This is a genomic window from Modestobacter muralis (assembly GCF_010682105.1).
Taxonomy (GTDB): Bacteria; Actinomycetota; Actinomycetes; order Mycobacteriales; family Geodermatophilaceae; genus Modestobacter; species Modestobacter muralis.
The window spans coordinates 1-15,917 of the sequence record NZ_JAAGWH010000005.1 but is presented as its reverse complement, the minus strand read 5'-3'; the positions used below and the strand labels follow the sequence as shown (position 1 = coordinate 15,917).

The 15,917-nt window shown below is 74.7% G+C and carries 17 protein-coding genes; 8 read left to right on the top strand and 9 right to left on the bottom strand.

Annotated features, from left to right (window positions below; translation table 11 throughout):
• Positions 1-7: 7 nt before the first annotated feature.
• Positions 8-2,038: an amino acid permease gene (locus GCU67_RS01590; protein WP_163609335.1), complete on the bottom strand. Its 2,031-nt coding sequence runs from the start codon at positions 2,036-2,038 to the stop codon at positions 8-10.
• A gap of 190 nt (positions 2,039-2,228) precedes the next feature.
• Between GCU67_RS01590 and GCU67_RS01585 the strand changes: the two genes are divergently transcribed.
• Complete coding sequence (locus GCU67_RS01585; RefSeq protein ID WP_163609334.1) at positions 2,229-2,897, top strand: NAD-binding protein; 669 nt, start codon at positions 2,229-2,231, stop codon at positions 2,895-2,897.
• Positions 2,897-3,565, top strand: coding sequence for a potassium channel family protein (locus GCU67_RS01580; protein WP_163609333.1), 669 nt, complete (start codon positions 2,897-2,899; stop codon positions 3,563-3,565). The genes GCU67_RS01585 and GCU67_RS01580 overlap by 1 nt, the downstream gene beginning before the upstream one ends.
• A 22-nt stretch (positions 3,566-3,587) precedes the next feature.
• Here the strand turns inward: GCU67_RS01580 and GCU67_RS01575 are convergent, their stop codons facing one another.
• The 7 genes from GCU67_RS01575 to GCU67_RS01545 all read right to left on the bottom strand — a co-directional run bounded on the left by GCU67_RS01575 (position 3,588) and on the right by GCU67_RS01545 (position 8,377).
• Complete coding sequence (locus tag GCU67_RS01575) at positions 3,588-4,379, bottom strand: DUF3159 domain-containing protein (protein ID WP_338104699.1); 792 nt, start codon at positions 4,377-4,379, stop codon at positions 3,588-3,590.
• Positions 4,380-4,427: 48 nt separating this feature from the next.
• Positions 4,428-4,829: a single stranded DNA-binding domain-containing protein gene (locus tag GCU67_RS01570; RefSeq protein WP_163609332.1), complete on the bottom strand. Its 402-nt coding sequence runs from the start codon at positions 4,827-4,829 to the stop codon at positions 4,428-4,430.
• On the bottom strand, positions 4,826-5,632 hold the full coding sequence (locus GCU67_RS01565; RefSeq protein WP_163609331.1) for an alpha/beta fold hydrolase: 807 nt from the start codon (positions 5,630-5,632) through the stop codon (positions 4,826-4,828). Before GCU67_RS01565 ends, GCU67_RS01570 begins: the two co-directional genes overlap by 4 nt.
• The gene (locus GCU67_RS01560; protein WP_163609330.1) at positions 5,629-6,354 is read right to left on the bottom strand and encodes a DUF3710 domain-containing protein; all 726 of its coding nucleotides are present in this window, start codon (positions 6,352-6,354) and stop codon (positions 5,629-5,631) included. The genes GCU67_RS01565 and GCU67_RS01560 overlap by 4 nt, the downstream gene beginning before the upstream one ends.
• Before the next feature lie 2 nt (positions 6,355-6,356).
• Positions 6,357-6,902: a dUTP diphosphatase gene (gene dut / locus GCU67_RS01555; protein ID WP_338104698.1), complete on the bottom strand. Its 546-nt coding sequence runs from the start codon at positions 6,900-6,902 to the stop codon at positions 6,357-6,359.
• A gap of 68 nt (positions 6,903-6,970) precedes the next feature.
• A complete protein-coding gene (locus GCU67_RS01550) occupies positions 6,971-7,852 on the bottom strand; it encodes a hypothetical protein (protein WP_338104697.1) in 882 nt (293 codons plus the stop codon).
• 225 nt (positions 7,853-8,077) lie between these two features.
• Positions 8,078-8,377, bottom strand: a complete 300-nt coding sequence (locus tag GCU67_RS01545; protein WP_163609328.1) for a DUF4193 domain-containing protein — start codon at positions 8,375-8,377, stop codon at positions 8,078-8,080.
• A gap of 567 nt (positions 8,378-8,944) precedes the next feature.
• Between GCU67_RS01545 and GCU67_RS01540 the strand changes: the two genes are divergently transcribed.
• Positions 8,945-9,499 (top strand): LytR C-terminal domain-containing protein, encoded by a 555-nt coding sequence (locus tag GCU67_RS01540; RefSeq protein WP_163609327.1) that lies wholly within the window; start codon positions 8,945-8,947, stop codon positions 9,497-9,499.
• Between the two features lie 18 nt (positions 9,500-9,517).
• Here the strand turns inward: GCU67_RS01540 and GCU67_RS01535 are convergent, their stop codons facing one another.
• Positions 9,518-10,345, bottom strand: a complete 828-nt coding sequence (locus GCU67_RS01535) for an inositol monophosphatase family protein (RefSeq protein ID WP_163609397.1) — start codon at positions 10,343-10,345, stop codon at positions 9,518-9,520.
• Between the two features lie 62 nt (positions 10,346-10,407).
• On the opposite strand from GCU67_RS01535, the gene ppgK reads away from it, so the two are divergent.
• From ppgK to GCU67_RS01510, 5 genes are all read left to right on the top strand, one after another.
• Positions 10,408-11,151 (top strand): polyphosphate--glucose phosphotransferase, encoded by a 744-nt coding sequence (ppgK, locus tag GCU67_RS01530; protein WP_163609326.1) that lies wholly within the window; start codon positions 10,408-10,410, stop codon positions 11,149-11,151.
• 348 nt (positions 11,152-11,499) lie between these two features.
• Entirely contained in the window at positions 11,500-12,831 is a 1,332-nt protein-coding gene (locus GCU67_RS01525; RefSeq protein ID WP_163609325.1) for an RNA polymerase sigma factor, read from the top strand.
• A 197-nt stretch (positions 12,832-13,028) separates the two neighbouring features.
• Positions 13,029-14,336: an SGNH/GDSL hydrolase family protein gene (locus GCU67_RS01520; protein ID WP_163609324.1), complete on the top strand. Its 1,308-nt coding sequence runs from the start codon at positions 13,029-13,031 to the stop codon at positions 14,334-14,336.
• Between the two features lie 409 nt (positions 14,337-14,745).
• Positions 14,746-14,973: a DUF7455 domain-containing protein gene (locus GCU67_RS01515; protein ID WP_211660585.1), complete on the top strand. Its 228-nt coding sequence runs from the start codon at positions 14,746-14,748 to the stop codon at positions 14,971-14,973.
• A 146-nt stretch (positions 14,974-15,119) separates the two neighbouring features.
• Positions 15,120-15,917: peptidoglycan binding domain-containing protein (locus tag GCU67_RS01510; protein ID WP_476738948.1), on the top strand; the 798-nt coding region annotated here is incomplete at its 3' end.

Genomic DNA, 15,917 nt, shown 5'->3' with positions numbered 1-15,917 from the left:
AGGTCCTTCAGCCATAGGGCGTCTGCTCCACGTCGTCGGTCAGGCCGCGGCGGAGGTCGCCGGGCGCGGGGGTGCCGTCCCGGGGGACGCGGTCCAGCGAGCTCTCCAGCTGCCACGGCACGCTGGTGATCATGACGCCGGGCTGGAACTGCAGCCGGCTGCGCAGCCGCAGCGCGCTCTGGTTGTGCAGCAGGTTCTCCCACCAGTGCCCCACGACGTACTGCGGCACGAAGACCACGACCAGCTCGCGCGGGCTGGACCGCCGGATGTCGCGCACGAAGTCGACGACCGGGCGGGTGATCTCGCGGTAGGGCGAGTCGAGCACGGTCAGCGGCACCGGGATGTCGTAGCGCTCCCAGTCGGCCTGCAGTGCGCGGGTGTCGGCGTCGTCCACGTTGACGGTGAGCGCGGTCAGCTGGTCGGGGCGGGTGGCCCGGGCGAAGGCCAGCGCCCGCAGCGTCGGCTTGTGCACCTTCGACACCAGGACGACGGCGTGCACCTTCGAGGGCTTCATCCGCGTCTCGCTGTCGGGCACCAGCTGGTCGGCCACGTGGGAGTAGTGCCGGTTGATCGAGCGCATCAGCAGGAAGATCACCGGCATCGCGGCGATGACGATCCAGGCACCGCCGGCGAACTTCGTGACCACCACGATGACCAGGACGACGGTGGTCAGCGTCCCGCCGATCGCGTTGATCACCCGGGACCGCTTCATCCGGCCGCGCGCCGCCGGGTCGGTCTCCCCGCGCAGCTCCCGGTTCCAGTGCCGCACCATGCCCCACTGGCCGATGGAGAAGCTGGTGAACACCCCGACGATGTACATCTGGATCAGCTGGGTCGAGTCGGCGTCGAAGACGACCAGCAGCAGGACGGCGAACCCGGCGAGCAGCAGGATGCCGTTGCTGTAGACCAGCTTGTCGCCGCGGGTGTGCAGCTGACGGGGCATGAACCGGTCCTGGGCGAGCACCGAGCCCAGCAGCGGGAAGCCGTTGAACGCGGTGTTGGCGGCCAGGATGAGCACCAGCGCCGTGGCCGCCTGGACGAAGTAGAAGCCCAGCGAGTCGGCGCCGCCGAACACCGCCGCGGCGACCTGGGCGATGACGGTCCGCTGCGGGGAGTTCTCGCAGTCGGCGAAGCCCACCAGGTCGCAGGCGTTCTCGACGTACTTGACGTCGGACAGGATGGCCAGCGCGGTGACCCCGATGAACATGGTCGCGGCGATGCCGCCCATCAGGGCCAGCGTGGTGGCCGCGTTCCTGCTCTTCGGCGGCCGGAACGCCGGGACGCCGTTCGCGATGGCCTCGACCCCGGTCAGCGCGGTGCACCCGGAGGCGAAGGCCCGGAGCACGAAGAAGATCAGCGCCAGGCCGGTGACGTTCTCGTAGCCGGGCTCGGCCTCGATGGCGTACTGCGCGCTCTCGGCGACCACCGGGCTGTCGACGACGAGCTCGCGCACCAGCCCGGTGACGATCATGACCATGATGCAGGCGATGAAGGCGTACGTCGGGACGGCGAAGGTCCGGCCCGACTCGCGCACCCCGCGCAGGTTCAACGCCACCAGCAGGGCGACGAGGCCGACGGAGATCAGCACGCGGTGCTCGTCGAGGGACGGGAACGCCGAGATGATGTTGTCGGTGCCCGAGCTGACCGACACCGCGACCGTCAGCACGTAGTCGGTGAGCAGCGCGCTCGCGACCACGAGCCCGGCGAACTGGCCGTGGTTCTTCATCGCGACCTCGTAGTCGCCGCCGCCCGAGGGATAGGCGTGCACCACCTGGCGGTAGGACAGCACCACCACGGTGAGCAGCAGGACCACGACCGCGGCCAGCCACGGGGTGAGGAAGAGGAACGTCGTCCCGGCCAGCGTCAGGAAGATCAGGATCTCCTGCGTCGCGTAGGCGACGGAGGACAACGGGTCGCTGGCGAAGATCGGCAGGGCGAGGTGCTTGGGCAGCAGCGACTCACCCGCCTTGTCCGTGCGGACGGGTCGGCCGAGGACGAGACGTTTCGGGAGCTGGCCGAGGTCGGACAGGGACGGCACGCGATGATCGTACGGACGTGGACGGCGCCGATGGGCCGGTACGGGGCGACCTCACTCACAGCGGCACCCCTCCGGGTGGGGCGGCGCTGCCCGGCGCACCTCCCGGGCCCGGAGCCGGGTGTACGTTCGCGCGCTGTACGACCTGGTGTCCCACCGGGCCGGCACAGGAGAACGGACGGGGTGGGATCGGGTGCACGTCGTCGTCATGGGCTGCGGCCGCGTCGGGTCGGCGATCGCCCGCCGGCTCGAGCAGATCGGTCACAGCGTCGCGGTGATCGACCAGGACGCCGAGGCCTTCCGCCGCCTCGGCCCGGAGTTCGGCGGCCGCCAGGTCACCGGGCTGGGCTTCGACCGGCAGACCCTGCTGGACGCCGGCATCGACACCGCCGGGGCGTTCGCCGCCGTGAGCAGCGGTGACAACTCCAACATCATCGCCGCCCGGGTGGCCCGGGAGACCTTCGGTGTCGAGCACGTCGTCGCCCGGATCTACGACTCCAAGCGGGCCGAGGTCTACGAGCGGATGGGCATCCCCAGCGTCGCCACCGTGCCATGGACGGTCAACCGGCTGATGCGCGAGCTGCTCTCGGTGAAGGTGAGCGAGCTCTGGCGCGAGCCCACCGGCAAGGTGCTGCTCATGCGGGTCACCGTCACCGACAGCTGGGTCGGTCGGCCGCTGGCCGAGCTGGAGGCCGCCTCCGGCGCCCGCGCCGCGTGGCTGGTCCGCTTCGGTGAGGCCCAGCTCCCCACCGCGAGCACGGTGCTGCAGACCGGTGACCACCTCGTGGTCGCCGTGACCGACGAGCTGACCGACCGCGTGCACGCCGTGGTCGAGCAGCCGGCCAGCGGAGGGCAGCACTGATGCGCGTCGCCATCGTCGGAGCCGGTGCCGTCGGCCGCTCCATCGCCACCGAGCTGATCGGCAACGGGCACGCCGTGATGCTCATCGAGCGCAACGGCTCCCGGGTCAAGCCCAAGTCGGTCCCCGGCGCGGAGTGGGTCCAGGCCGACGCCTGCGAGGTGACCTCCCTGGAGGAGGCCCAGCTCGCCACCTGCGACGTGGTCATCGCCGCCACCGGTGACGACAAGGCCAACCTTGTCGTCTCGCTGCTGGCCAAGACCGAGTTCGCGGTCAACCGCGTCGTCGCCCGGGTCAAGGACCCCCGCAACGAGTGGCTGTACACCGAGGCCTGGGGCGTCGACGTCGCCGTCTCCACCCCGCGGGTGCTGGCCGCCCTCGTCGAGGAGGCGGTCACCGTCGGCGACGTCGTCCGGCTGATGAGCTTCCGGAAGGGCGCGGCGAACCTGGTGGAGATCACCCTGGCCGAGGACACCCCCTGGATCGGCCGGCCGGTGCGCGAGGTGCCGCTCCCCCGGGAGACCGTGCTGACCACCATCCTGCGCGGGGACCGGGTGATCAACCCCGACCCCGACGAGCCGCTGGAGGCCGGGGACGAGCTGCTGTTCGTCACCCACGGCGAGGTCGAGGAGGAGCTGCAGCGGATGCTCTGCCCCGACGGCAGCTGCTGACGGACCGCGTGGCCGCGGGCCGTCAGGCCGGGGGTTGCTCGGCTGCGCGGTGACGGTGCAGGCGGGCGACGACCCAGAGGGTGACCACCAGCTGGACGGCGGTCACCGGCAGGCCCAGCACCACGCTGGAGGTGCCGAGCAGGCCCACCTCGTCGGCCCGGTAGAGCACGTACTGCACCCCGCCGCGCAGCAGGAAGACCCCGCCCCACAGCACGGTCAGCCAGCCGTAGGCGCGCAGCATGCGCGGGTCCTCGCGCCAGGGCCGGTCCGGCTCGGGGTCGGCCGGGCGTGCCCCGCCGCGCACCGGGGTGTCTGCGGCGTCGGCGGCGACCGGGTCGGTGCCGCGGCGCAGCCGGTCGCGGAACGAGGGCAGCTTGTGGCCCGACAGCGACCCGAGGTGGCTGGGGGCCAGGAACTCGGCGACGACGCCCACCAGCGGCCGGCGCACCAGCAGCGAGCCGAGCACGACCACGCCGATGGCCAGGTTGCGGATGATCCCGATGACGAAGAAGTCGCGGGCCTCACCGGTGCGGGCGGCGATGAAGACGGCCACGGCGACGGCGAACAGGCCGCTGATCGCCTGCTGGATGCTCTCCCGCCGGACCAGCCGCAGCAGGAAGACCAGCACCGCGGCGATGACCGCGGCCCAGATGCCGACCCTCAGCCCACCGAGGCCGTTGGCGACGATGAAGGCGATGGTCGGCAGCGAGGCGTCGACCATGCCGCGCCAGCCGCCCAGCTGGTCGAGCACCATGTGCCGGTCGAAGGTGACGTTCTCCCCCGCCGGCTCGCGGCCCGGTGCCGAGCTGCTCACCGGCTCCCCCCGTCGGGTCGTGCCGTCACGCCCGGACCCCCGAGGGGGTCACCCGGCGCTCAGCTCGTACCAGGGGTTGTAGATGACCTGCCGGCCCTCGAAGGCGGCGAAGCGACCGCGGGCGGTGAGCCGGCGGCCGGGCTCGATGCCCGGGATGCGGCGGCGGCCCAGCCAGACCAGCGTCACCGAGCCCGAGCCGTCGAACAGCTCGGCCTCCAGCGTGGGCACGGTCTCCCGCGGCGTGTAGACGACCGACTTGATCCGCCCGGTGACGGTGACGACCTGGCCCTTGCGGCACGCGCTGACCGCCGAGCAGCCGGCGATGGCCGCGTCGGAACGCAGCTCCTGCGCCTCGACGGTGCGGTCGTCCGCGGTGAGCTTCTGCAGCGTGCGGGAGAGCCAGCTGCGCGCACCGGGCTGCGCTGCCGACTCCGCCTTGGTCTGGGTCACGGCTCCAGCGTAGTGCGGTCTGCCGCGGCTGTCCGACGTGCCGTCAGCCACTCCACGACCCGGCGCCAGGCCGGCCCGTCCAGGTCGATCGCGGCCATGTGGTCCCCGGGGACCAGCGCCACCTCGACGGCGTCGCCGGCGGCCGTGGCGGCCGCGGCGTAGCGCCGGCTCTGCTCCGGCGGCACGGTCGTGTCGTCCTCGCCGTGCACGCACAGCACCGGGACGCCGGTGGGCAGCAGGCGCACCGGGTCGGCGGCGGCGTACCGGTCGGGCACCTCGGCCGGCGTCCCGCCGAGGAGGGCGACCGTGGCGCCGTCGCCCAGGTCGGCGGCGACGGCTGCGTCCAGGTCCAGCACCCCGGCCTGGGACACCGCGGCGGTGACCGGCACCCGGGGGTTCCCGCCGGGCGCGCCGGCGGGCAGCTGCCCGCGGCCGGCCGCCCAGGCGGCCAGGTGCCCACCGGCGGAGTGCCCGACCACGGTGACGTCGGTGAGGTCGAGGCGGGCCGCGGCCGGCGAGTCGGGCAGGGAGTCCAGCGCCGCTGCGACGTCGGCCAGGGTGGTCGGCCAGCCCCCGCCGGCACCGACCCGGCGGTACTCCACGGCGACCGCCGCCCACCCGGCCGCGGCCAGGTCGGCGACCAGCGGCCGGGCCAGCTCGATGCCGTACCGGGCGCGCCAGAACCCGCCGTGCACGACCACGACCACCGGTGCCGGGGCGTCGCCATCGGGGAGGGTGACCTCGAGGAACTGGTCCGGCCCGGACCCGTAGGCGTGGGTGAGCGGCTGCGTCTCCTGGCTCACGCCGGGGCGTCCGGCGGGATCGGGGAGGTGGCCCGGCCCGAGCTGCGGCCGGCGGCCTGCTGGCGGGCCACCTGCTCGGCGGCCTGCGGCGGCAGGGTCAGCGGCAGCGGGTCGCGCACCGGCATCGGCCCGGTGCCGCGGACGACGACCACGCCGCGGAACGCCTGCTCCAGCGGCAGCCCCGCCTCCGGGCCGGTCGCGGCCGGGCCGCTGATCATCCCGCGGAGGAACCAGCGCGGACCGTCGACGCCGAGGAAGCGGGCCGGCCGCCGGACCATCGTCGGCGCGGTCTCCCCGGGCTGGGGGGCCGTCGGCAGGACCACGGTGCCGGCCAGCTCGCGGCCGAAGGGGCCGTCGACCTCGGTCAGCTGGGCGCCCTGGGCGGCGGCGCCGCGGGCCAGCTCGACCCGGACCTCGTCCCAGAGCCCGCCCGCCCGGGGCGCGGCGAAGACCGACAGCTGCAGCAGGGAGTCGCCGTAGCGGAGGCTGGCGCCCACGACCTGCTGCTGGGCGTTGACGTCGACCCGCAGCTCCATGCCCGACAGGGCCGGCAGCCGCAGCGCACCGAGGTCGATGCGCAGCTGGCCGTCGTCCGGGGCGTCGGCGGAGTCCCAGGGGCCGCTGGTGCCGACCTCCTCGCGCTCGCGCACCTGCGGCTCGGGGGGCACCCCCCGCTCGCGGAGGCTGCGGTCGATCCGGTTGCGCCGGCGTCCGATGGGCATCGTCAGGCCCGTCCTTCCAGGGATGAGGGGGTTGCGTCGGGCGAGGGCCGGTCCAGCGCGCCGGACCCGCCGGTCGACCCGTGGCCGCCGCTGCCGCGCTCGCTGGCGGGCAGCTCGGCCACCGGCACGAAGCGCGCCCGCACGACCGGCTGGACGACCAGCTGGGCGACCCGGTCGCCGCGGGACAACCGGATCGGCGTCGTCGGGTCCAGGTTCACCAGGTTGACCTTGATCTCGCCGCGGTAGCCCGCGTCGATGGTGCCGGGTGCGTTGACCAGGCTGAGGCCCAGCCGGTGGGCCAGGCCCGAGCGGGGGTGCACGAACCCGGCGTACCCCTCCGGGATGGCCACGGCCACGCCGGTGCCGACCAGCGCCCGCTGGTGCGGGGCCAGCTCGACGTCCTCGGCCAGGCAGAGGTCGGCACCGGCGTCCCCGGGCAGGGCGTAGCCGGGGGCGACGGCGTCCGGGCCGGTGAGCAGCACCGGGACGTCGACCACGGCCACGGGCCGGTCGGCGGCGGCCGGGTCCTCGGCATGGGGTGCGGGCACGGCGGCGAGGCTAGCCCCGCCGCCACCGCCGCCCGCGGCGGGCCGCACGCCGTGCACCGCGGTCGTGCTCAGGGCGTCGCGGCGGGCGGCAGGTGCAGGTCGGCCCGCAGCCGGTCGGCCAGGGTCACGGTGGCCTTGCGGTTGCTGCGGGCGGCCAGGCTGGCGCCGAGGAGCAGCGGGGCCATCGAGGTGGTGCTGCGGGCCATCCGCCGGGTGAGCCGGCGACGGACCGCCGAGGCGCCGGCCGTGCCCAGCATCGACAGCAGCCCGCCGGAGCCGCCCGTGCCCACGGCTCGCTGCGTCGTCCAGCTGGCCAGGTAGGCACCGGCGCGGGCCCGGGCGTCGCCGGGCGCCGGACGGCCGGCCAGCTCGTGCAGCTCGCCGACGAGCACGACCTCGACCGCAGCCACCAGCACCGTCTGGGCGCCGAGCTCCAGCGGGACGGCGACCAGCGTGGGCGGGGCGAACCACTGCGCGGCGGCCAGGCCACCGGTCGCCGCCCCCACGCCGGCGGTGAGCCGGGCCGCGCGGGCGACGAGGACGTCGGCGATCTCGCCGTCGGTGGCCCCGGGGTGCGCCGCCCGCAGCCGGGCCGCGTCGCGGATCGGCAACCGGGGCGCGGCGGCGTCCAGCAGGTCCGACAGCAGCCCGCCGGGTCCGATGCCACCGCCCTTGGCGCCCTTCGCGTCCGGTCCGGGCCGGCCCGGACCGGGCCGGGAGCCGCCGGTGTCGGCGGACCGGGCGGCTCCGGCGAGGGCGGAGATGACCTCGGTGAGCACGCTGCCCGCCGCGCGGGCGCCGGCGGAGCGCCTGGCACCGGCGGGGCCGGCCTTGTCGTCGCGGCCCAGCAGGCCCGCGACCGCGTCGGCCAGCGCGCGCCCGGCAGCGCCGAGCCCGTCGCCGGGTCCGCTGCCGCCGTCGAGGACCTCGCCCTCGACCGGCTCGCCCACGGGACGCGGCGGTGGGACGTCGCGCGGTGACCCTGTGCCCTGACCGTGCTGTGTCATCGGTGCCTCTCCGTCCAGAGCTCCGGTACTGCCCGCACCCGGTCGGCGACGAACGTCCCCCACCGTGCCAGGCCCGACCGCGTGGTCCCGCGTGGTGGGGCGAGGGTCAGGCCCCCTCGTAGGGTCCCGCCACGAGGAACGAGTGGTGGGGGGCGAGGGGGCCCTTCATCAGGCGCAGTCGCGGCAGTACAGCGCGTCGCCCTTGGTGGCGGCCAGGCGGCTGCGGTGTTGCACCAGGAAGCAGCGCGAGCAGGTGAACTCGTCCTCCTGCTTGGGCAGCACGCGGACCGTGAGCTCCTCACCGGACAGGTCGGCCCCGGGGAGCTCGAGGGCCTCGTTGAAGTCGGTCTCGTCGACGTCGACCGAGGAGGACTGCGCCTCTGCCCGGCGGGCCTTGAGCTCCTCGAGGGAGTCCTCGCCGAGCTCGTCCGCCTCGTTGCGCCGCGGTGCGTCGTAGTCCTGGGCCATGGTGTGCCCTCTCTCTCTCGTCGCGGGCGCTCGGCCCGCTCGTCTGCCCCCGGCGCTCCGAGCAGCCGGTGGGTGGTGCCGGCCGCCGGAGCGGTCGGTGGTCTGTCGTCGGCCTGCGACCCCTGGTGGGCCGCGGACCGGGTGGCACGGTGGTGCACCGGAGGCATCCGGCCGACCGGGTGCGGACTCGCGTCCACGTGGTCGGCCCAGCGCCCCGTGCTGCGCTCCGGCCAGCCGCCCAACGTCGTGGGGTCCCGGTTTGTGCCCGCCGTCCGCGGCCGGGCACACCGGGGTCCCGCGGACGTCGTCCTGGGGGCGGAGCGCCAGAGGCTACCCCTCCCCCGGTCCGGCCCGGAGAGGCGGCGGACCCACCGTCGCGACCCGCCCGCCGGGCGGCGGCGCCGGGCCGGGGACGCCGCTGGTCGGGGGCCCGGCGGCCGCTGCGCCGGGGTGGGGACCGGCCGCCGGCGGGGTCGGGACGCGCCCGGCCCCCGCACGGTGCGCCGCAGCCACCGCGCCCGCCACTAGGGTCACTCCCGTGTCAGAGCTCGCCGCTGTGAGGACCCCGTGACCGACCTCGCCAGCGAGCCCGGGGTGCGCCGCGCCACACCCCGCCGCACCCGTCGCCCGATCCCGGCCCTGGTCCTGCTGCTGCTGCTGGCGCTGGCCGCCCTCGCCGTGTGGTTCGACGTGCTCAGCGACGAGGAGCGCCGGGACGAGGAGCGCGCGGCGGCCTGCAGCAGCGCCGCCGCCGTCCCGACCGAGGTCGACCCCGCGACCTTCACGATCAACGTGCTCAACGCCTCCGACGTGGCCGGCGAGGCGGGGAAGGTCGCCGAGACGCTCCGCTCGCGCGGCTTCACCGTCGGGCTGACGGAGAACGACCGCAGCGGCAACGAGGTGACCGGCGTCGGCGAGGTGCGCTTCGGCCCCGGCCGCGACGGGCTGGCCCGGTTCGTGGCCCTGCAGCTCCCGGGCGCCGGCGAGCGCCAGGACGGCCGCGCCGAGGCGACCGTCGACGTGGTCATCGGGCCGGAGTTCGCCGGCCTGGCCACCCAGGACGCGGTGGCCGCCGCGCTGGTGCCGCCGACGACCGCCGCCGGGGCCTGCCCGGTCCCGTAGGTCCTCCGGCCCGGTGGGTCAGCTGTCGGTGTGCAGGCGCTCGAGCAGCTCCACCAGCGGGCCGGCCACCGACGGCGCGGCCGCCACGGCCATCGGCTCGGCGAACGGTCGCCCGGCGGTGCCGGTGACCACGAGCCCGGCCTCGGCGGCGACCAGCGCACCGGCCGCGTGGTCCCAGGGCTTGAGGCCCTGCTCGTAGTAGGCGTCGACCCGGCCGGCCGCGGCCGCGCACAGGTCCAGCGAGGCGCACCCCCAGCGGCGGATGTCACGCACCTCGGGCAGCAGCTGGGCGACCACCGCGCCCTGCACCCGGCGCTGCTCGGTGCCGTAGCCGAACCCGGTGGCCACCAGCGACTGGCTCAGCGACGCCGGCGCACTGCCGTGCAGCTGCACGGTCGCCGCCCCCGGCGCGGTCAGCCAGGCGCCGCCGCCGCGGACGGCGGTGAAGAGCTCGCCGGTCGCGACGTTGAGCACCACCCCGACCTCGGTGCGCCCGTCGACCTCCCCGGCGATGGAGACGGCGAACGCCGGCAGCCCGTAGAGGAAGTTGACGGTGCCGTCGATCGGGTCGACGACCCAGCGGACGCCGCTGGTGCCCTCGGTCGAGGCGCCCTCCTCCCCCAGCACGCCGTCGTCCGGGCGCGCCTCCAGCAGCCGGCGCACGATCAGCGTCTCGCTGGCGCGGTCGACGGCGGTGACCACGTCGACGGGTGAGGACTTGGTGTCGACCTGGTCGGCGGCCGTGCTGCGCCCCGCCCCGACGAGCAGCGCGGCCTCCTCGGCGGTGGACCGGGCCAGCTCCAGCAGCTCGGTGTGCAGGTCGGGTCGAGCGGTGCCGGAGGTCATCACGAGGAGGGATCCTGCCCGACCTGCGCGACGTCGGTGCGCTGGGTCACTAGCCTGTCCGCGTGCAGGGCTTCGGAGTGGACATCGGTGGCAGCGGTATCAAGGGTTGCGTCGTCGACCTGGACAGGGGCGAGCTGGTGGGTGAGCGGGTACGGATCCCGACGCCGCAGCCGGCGCTCCCTGCTCCGGTCTACGGCGTGGTGGCCGACATCGTCGGTCAGTTCGGCTGGGAGGGGCGGATCGGCGTCACCTATCCCGGGGTGATGAAGCACGGCGTGGCGTTCACCGCCGCGAACATGGACCACTCGTGGATCGGCACGGACATGGCGTCCGGGCTCGAGGCGGTCATCCCCGGCACGGTGCAGACGCTGAACGACGCCGACGCCGCCGGCATCGCCGAGATGGCCTACGGCGCCGGCCGCGGCGAGCGCGGGCTGGTCCTGATGCTCACCTTCGGCACCGGCATCGGCAGCGCCCTGTTCATCGACGGCCAGCTGGTCCCCAACACCGAGTTCGGGCACATCGAGGTCGACGGCGCCGACGGCGAGAAGGCCGCTTCCGCCGCCGCGCGGGAGCGCGAGGGCCTGAGCTACCCGGCCTGGGCCAAGCGGGTCGACCGCTACCTCGACACCCTCGAGATGAGCCTGTGGGCCGACCTGATCATCGTCGGTGGCGGGGTGAGCAAGAAGGCCGAGAAGTGGGTCCCGCTGCTGTCCACCCGCACCCGTGTGGTGCCGGCGCAGCTGCTCAACGACGCCGGCATCGTCGGCGCGGCCCTGGCTGCCGAGCAGCACATCGGACAGTGACGATGGGGCCCCGGGCACGCCCCGGGGCCCGCCGTCGGACCGTGCGGACAGGAGCGTGCTGGTCACCGGGCCGCCCGCCCGGAGCGAACCCTGTGGACCGCCGCTGTGCCGTCGTTACAATGGAGGAGCCCCGCGCGCCGCTCCCCCAGCCAACAGGTCATCCCCCGCTCCCAGCACGGTGAAACGCCTTCCCGGTGGGTCACCGACCGGGAACGCCGGCGGGCCGCTGGGACCAGGCGGCGCCGGAGGCCGCTGCCCGCGGGCCACACGGCTCTCGAGGAACGCACCGCAGTAGTACGGGAAGGAACCTGAGTGCCCGCCGACCAGCCAGGACCGGAGTCGAACACGGTGAGCAGCCCGAGCCGCAGCAGGACGGTCGCCGCCCGTTCCACCACGGCGGCGCAGGCCACCGCCCCGGTCGCCCCGGCCAAGAAGGCCCCGGCCAAGAAGGCCGCCGCGAAGTCCGCTGCCGGCACCCCCGCCCGTAAGAGCGCCGCCCGCAAGCCGACGATCGCCCCCTCCCCCGGCACCGGCACCGGCGCCGTCCTCACCGCGGTCGCCTCCGACGGCGCCGCCGTCGCCGTGGTCGACGGTGCCGAAGGGCTGACGCTCGACGAGGCCGTCGTGACCGGCAAGGACGGCGTGGCCGTCGCCGAGGTCGCCGACGACAAGGCCGAGGGCGAGGGCCCGGAGTTCGAGTGGGACGACGAGGAGGAGTCCGAGGCGCTGCGGCAGGCCCGCAAGGACGCCGAGCTCACCGCCTCCGCCGACTCGGTCCGCGCCTACCTCAAGCAGATCGGCAAGGTCGCTCTCCTCACCGCCGAGGAGGAGGTGGACCTCGCCAAGCGGATCGAGGCCGGGCTCTACGGCTCCGAGCGCATCCGGCAGGTCGAGGAGGAGGGCCAGAAGCTCTCCCCGCAGATGCGCCGTGACCTCAACTGGATCGTCCGTGACGGCGAGCGCGCCAAGAACCACCTGCTCGAGGCCAACCTCCGCCTCGTGGTCTCCCTGGCCAAGCGCTACACCGGCCGCGGCATGGCCTTCCTGGACCTCATCCAGGAGGGCAACCTCGGGCTCATCCGCGCGGTCGAGAAGTTCGACTACACCAAGGGCTACAAGTTCTCCACCTACGCCACCTGGTGGATCCGCCAGGCCATCACCCGCGCCATGGCCGACCAGGCGCGCACCATCCGCATCCCGGTGCACATGGTCGAGGTCATCAACAAGCTCGGCCGCATCCAGCGCGAGCTGCTCCAGGACCTGGGCCGCGAGCCCACGCCGGAGGAGCTGGCCAAGGAGATGGACATCACCCCGGACAAGGTGCTGGAGATCCAGCAGTACGCCCGGGAGCCGATCAGCCTCGACCAGACCATCGGCGACGAGGGCGACAGCCAGCTCGGTGACTTCATCGAGGACTCCGAGGCCGTCGTGGCCGTCGACGCGGTCAGCTTCACGCTGATGCAGGACCAGCTGACCAGCGTCCTGCAGACGCTCTCGGAGCGGGAGGCCGGCGTCGTCCGACTGCGCTTCGGCCTCACCGACGGCCAGCCGCGCACCCTCGACGAGATCGGCCAGGTCTACGGGGTCACCCGCGAGCGGATCCGGCAGATCGAGTCCAAGACCATGTCGAAGCTCCGGCACCCCAGCCGCAGCCAGGTCCTGCGCGACTACCTGGACTGACGAAGGACCCCCTCGCCCCCAGGCCACGCTCCGCGCGGCCCGGGACCCTGCGAGGGGGCCGTACGACGGCCGGTGCCCTGCGGGGCGCCGGCCGTCGTCGTGTTCCGGGAACTTCCGACGGGCGGTCCGGTGCGGGCACTGGCAGCATGCCGAGCACGCGATGTGCACTGGAGCACATTCGTCCGCATAGAGGCGACATGGCCGTCCCGTCCCGTTTCCGCCGACTCAGGGCCGCGGCCCTGGGCAGCGCCCTGCTCGTGGCGCTCCCCCTGACGGCGGTCACCGCCGCGGAGGCGACCGGCGCCCCGCCCACCAGCTCACCGGCCGCTCCCGGCTGGGTCAACGGCTGGCAGGGCAGCCCCACGGCCGGCGGGACGTTCGACCCCGCGAGCTGCCCGGCCGACACGGGGCTGGAGGACCAGACGGTCCGCAACATCGTCCCGGTCAGCACCTCCGGCTCCACCGTGCGGATCCGGGTCTCCAACGCCTTCGGCGAGGCCCCGCTCCGGGTGGGCGCGGCCTCCGTCGCGGTCGCCGGCGCCGGCGCCGCGGTGGCCCCGGGCACGCTGCGGCCGGTGCTGTTCTCCGGCAGGCCGGACGTGCTCGTCGCCCAGGGCGGTGAGGCGCTCAGCGACCCGGTCCGGCTCGACGTGACGGCCCTGCAGCGACTGAGCGTCAGCGTCTTCCTCCCGGAGGCGACCGGCCCGGCCACCCAGCACAACAACTCGCGGGAGACCAACTACCTGGGCAGCTCCGACCGCACCGGCGACCCCACCGCCACGCAGTTCGACCGGCCGATCTCCTGCTGGCTGTTCGCCTCCGGCGTCGACGTCCTGCCCGGCCGCTCCGTGGTGGGCACCGTCGTGGCCCTCGGTGACTCCATCACCGACGGCGACCAGTCCACGGTCGACGCCGACCAGCGCTACCCCGACTGGCTCGCCCGCCGGTTCGCCGCGGTGCCCGGTCGCACGCTCGCCGTGTCCAACGCCGGCATCGGCGGCAACGAACTGCTCTACGACCGGGTGCCGGAGCTCTTCGGCGTCTCCGCGCCGGCCCGTCTCCCCCGCGACGTGCTCACCCAGGCCGGCGTGCGGGCCGTGATCCTGACCGAGGGCATCAACGACATCGGTGCCGAGAACGCGCGGGCCGAGGACGTCATCGCGGTGTACCAGCAGCTGATCACCCAGGTGCACGCCGCCGGACTGCCGATCTACGGCGGCACGCTGGTGCCCTTCGGCGGCTCGAACGCCGTCTACGGCGGCGGCTACGGGACCCCGGCCGCCGACGCCCAGCGCCGCCTGGTCAACGACTGGATCCGGAGCAGCGGCGCCTTCGACGGCGTCATCGACTTCGACGCAGCACTGCGCGACCCGGCCGACACCAGCCGGCTGCTCCCGGTCTACGACAGCGGCGACCACCTGCACCCCAGTGACGCCGGCTACCGAAGGATGGCCGAGACCGTCGACCTGGGCATGCTGCTGCGCGGGGCCACCCACCCCCGCTGACCCCACGGCACGCCCGGAAGGGCCGGCGTCTCCCCCGCGAGGGAGACGCCGGCCGTCTCCCTGTCCAGGTCCCGGGGCACGAGGCCCTCCCATCGGGTGACGGGACGGTGTGCGGCGGCGCCCGACGGGTAGACGGCGTAGCGTGGACCCCGTCAGAACAGCAGCGGACACACAGCCGGCCTGAACGTCGGCGACCAGCACTACCCAGTACGTGCACGACCCGGACCCAGTTCCGAACCAGCGACGTCCCCTGCTGTAGCCGTTCCACCCAGGTGTCCGAACGATCACGACCGCATCTCTTTCGGCGAGTCACGGTGTTCGGGCGTCGGATCGGGAACAGGAGGGACCATCCTGGCGCTGTGCAGGAGGCCGATCCGCAGCCGCGGGTCCGTGCGGTAGAGAGCGAGTGATGAGCCAGATGACGACCCAGACGCTGACGACGACCCCGCCCACCGAAGATCTCGTTCTCCCCTTCCACTGCGACCGTTGCGGCGCCATGGCGAAGGTGCGAGTGGTCCTCCCCAGCGGCAGTGACCTCGTCTTCTGTGGACACCACGCACGCGAGTACGAGGACAAGCTCCGCGACCTCGCAGCCGACATCATCGAGACCGACGGCGAGGCGCGCGTCTCCTCCTGAGTGCGGGAACTATCGTCGCGCCAGCGATGAAGCCCACACCCGACGAAGCCGCTGACGTCCCGACCCCGCACTCCGGGGACGGGAGGTCGGCGGCTTCGTCGTTCCCGGGACCCGGTGCCCCGGACCAGCGATCCGGAGAGCGACCGATGCCGCAGGACCCCTCCGACACCGTGCGTCTCCAGCCGGACGGCACGATCGGCGGCAACCGCCCCGGACCGCCCCCGGTCCCCACCGGGACACCGGCCGCCCCGGACGAGACCCAGGTGATCGGCGCCCGGGTGCCGGCCGACGGGCCCACGGCCGAGCCGGCCGACGCCGACCCGCCGCACGACGCCACTCAGCACATCGCCCCGGTCACCGCGGAGGCCCAGCACCTCTCCCCGGCCCGCGACGCCGCGCCGCACGACGCGACCCAGCACCTGACCCCGGTCCCCGGCGGGCCGCCGTCGGTTCCCGGCGACGGCCCCGGCGGACCGCCGTCCGCCCCGGCCGGCGAGGACGGGCACTGGTGGCGACGCCGGGCCGTGCTCGTGCCGGCCGGAGCGGTCCTCGCGCTGGCCGCGGTCTACGGCGTCGACCTGCTCGCCTCCGGCGACGACGTGCCCCGCGGCACGGTCGTGGCCGGGGTGGAGCTGGGCGGCCTGTCCCCCGCCTCCGCCGCCGCCCGCCTGGAGAGCGACCTCGCCCCGCGGGTCGCGGCCGACCGCACCGTGCAGGCCGGCGACGTCCAGGGGATGCTGCACCCGGCCAGCGCCGGCCTGGCCCTCGACGTCCCGGCCACCGTCGACGCGGTCGACGACCAGCCGCTGAACCCCCTCACCCGGCTGACGTCGCTGTTCGGCGACCGCGCGGCCGACCCGGTGCTCACCTCCGACCAGCCGGCGCTCACCGCCCAGCTGGACCAGCTGGCCACCACCGTCGACCGGCCCCCGGTCGACGCCTCG

Bases quoted from the DNA above. Each gene is read 5' to 3' on its own strand.
- GCU67_RS01580 (WP_163609333.1), top strand. From the start codon at position 2,897: ATGCGCGTCGCCATCGTCGGAGCCGGTGCCGTCGGCCGCTCCATCGCC.
- GCU67_RS01515 (WP_211660585.1), top strand. From the start codon at position 14,746: ATGAGCCAGATGACGACCCAGACGCTGACGACGACCCCGCCCACCGAA.
- GCU67_RS01560 (WP_163609330.1), bottom strand. From the start codon at position 6,354: ATGCCCATCGGACGCCGGCGCAACCGGATCGACCGCAGCCTCCGCGAG.
- GCU67_RS01535 (WP_163609397.1), bottom strand. From the start codon at position 10,345: ATGACCTCCGGCACCGCTCGACCCGACCTGCACACCGAGCTGCTGGAG.
- GCU67_RS01520 (WP_163609324.1), top strand. From the start codon at position 13,029: ATGGCCGTCCCGTCCCGTTTCCGCCGACTCAGGGCCGCGGCCCTGGGC.
- GCU67_RS01545 (WP_163609328.1), bottom strand. From the start codon at position 8,377: ATGGCCCAGGACTACGACGCACCGCGGCGCAACGAGGCGGACGAGCTC.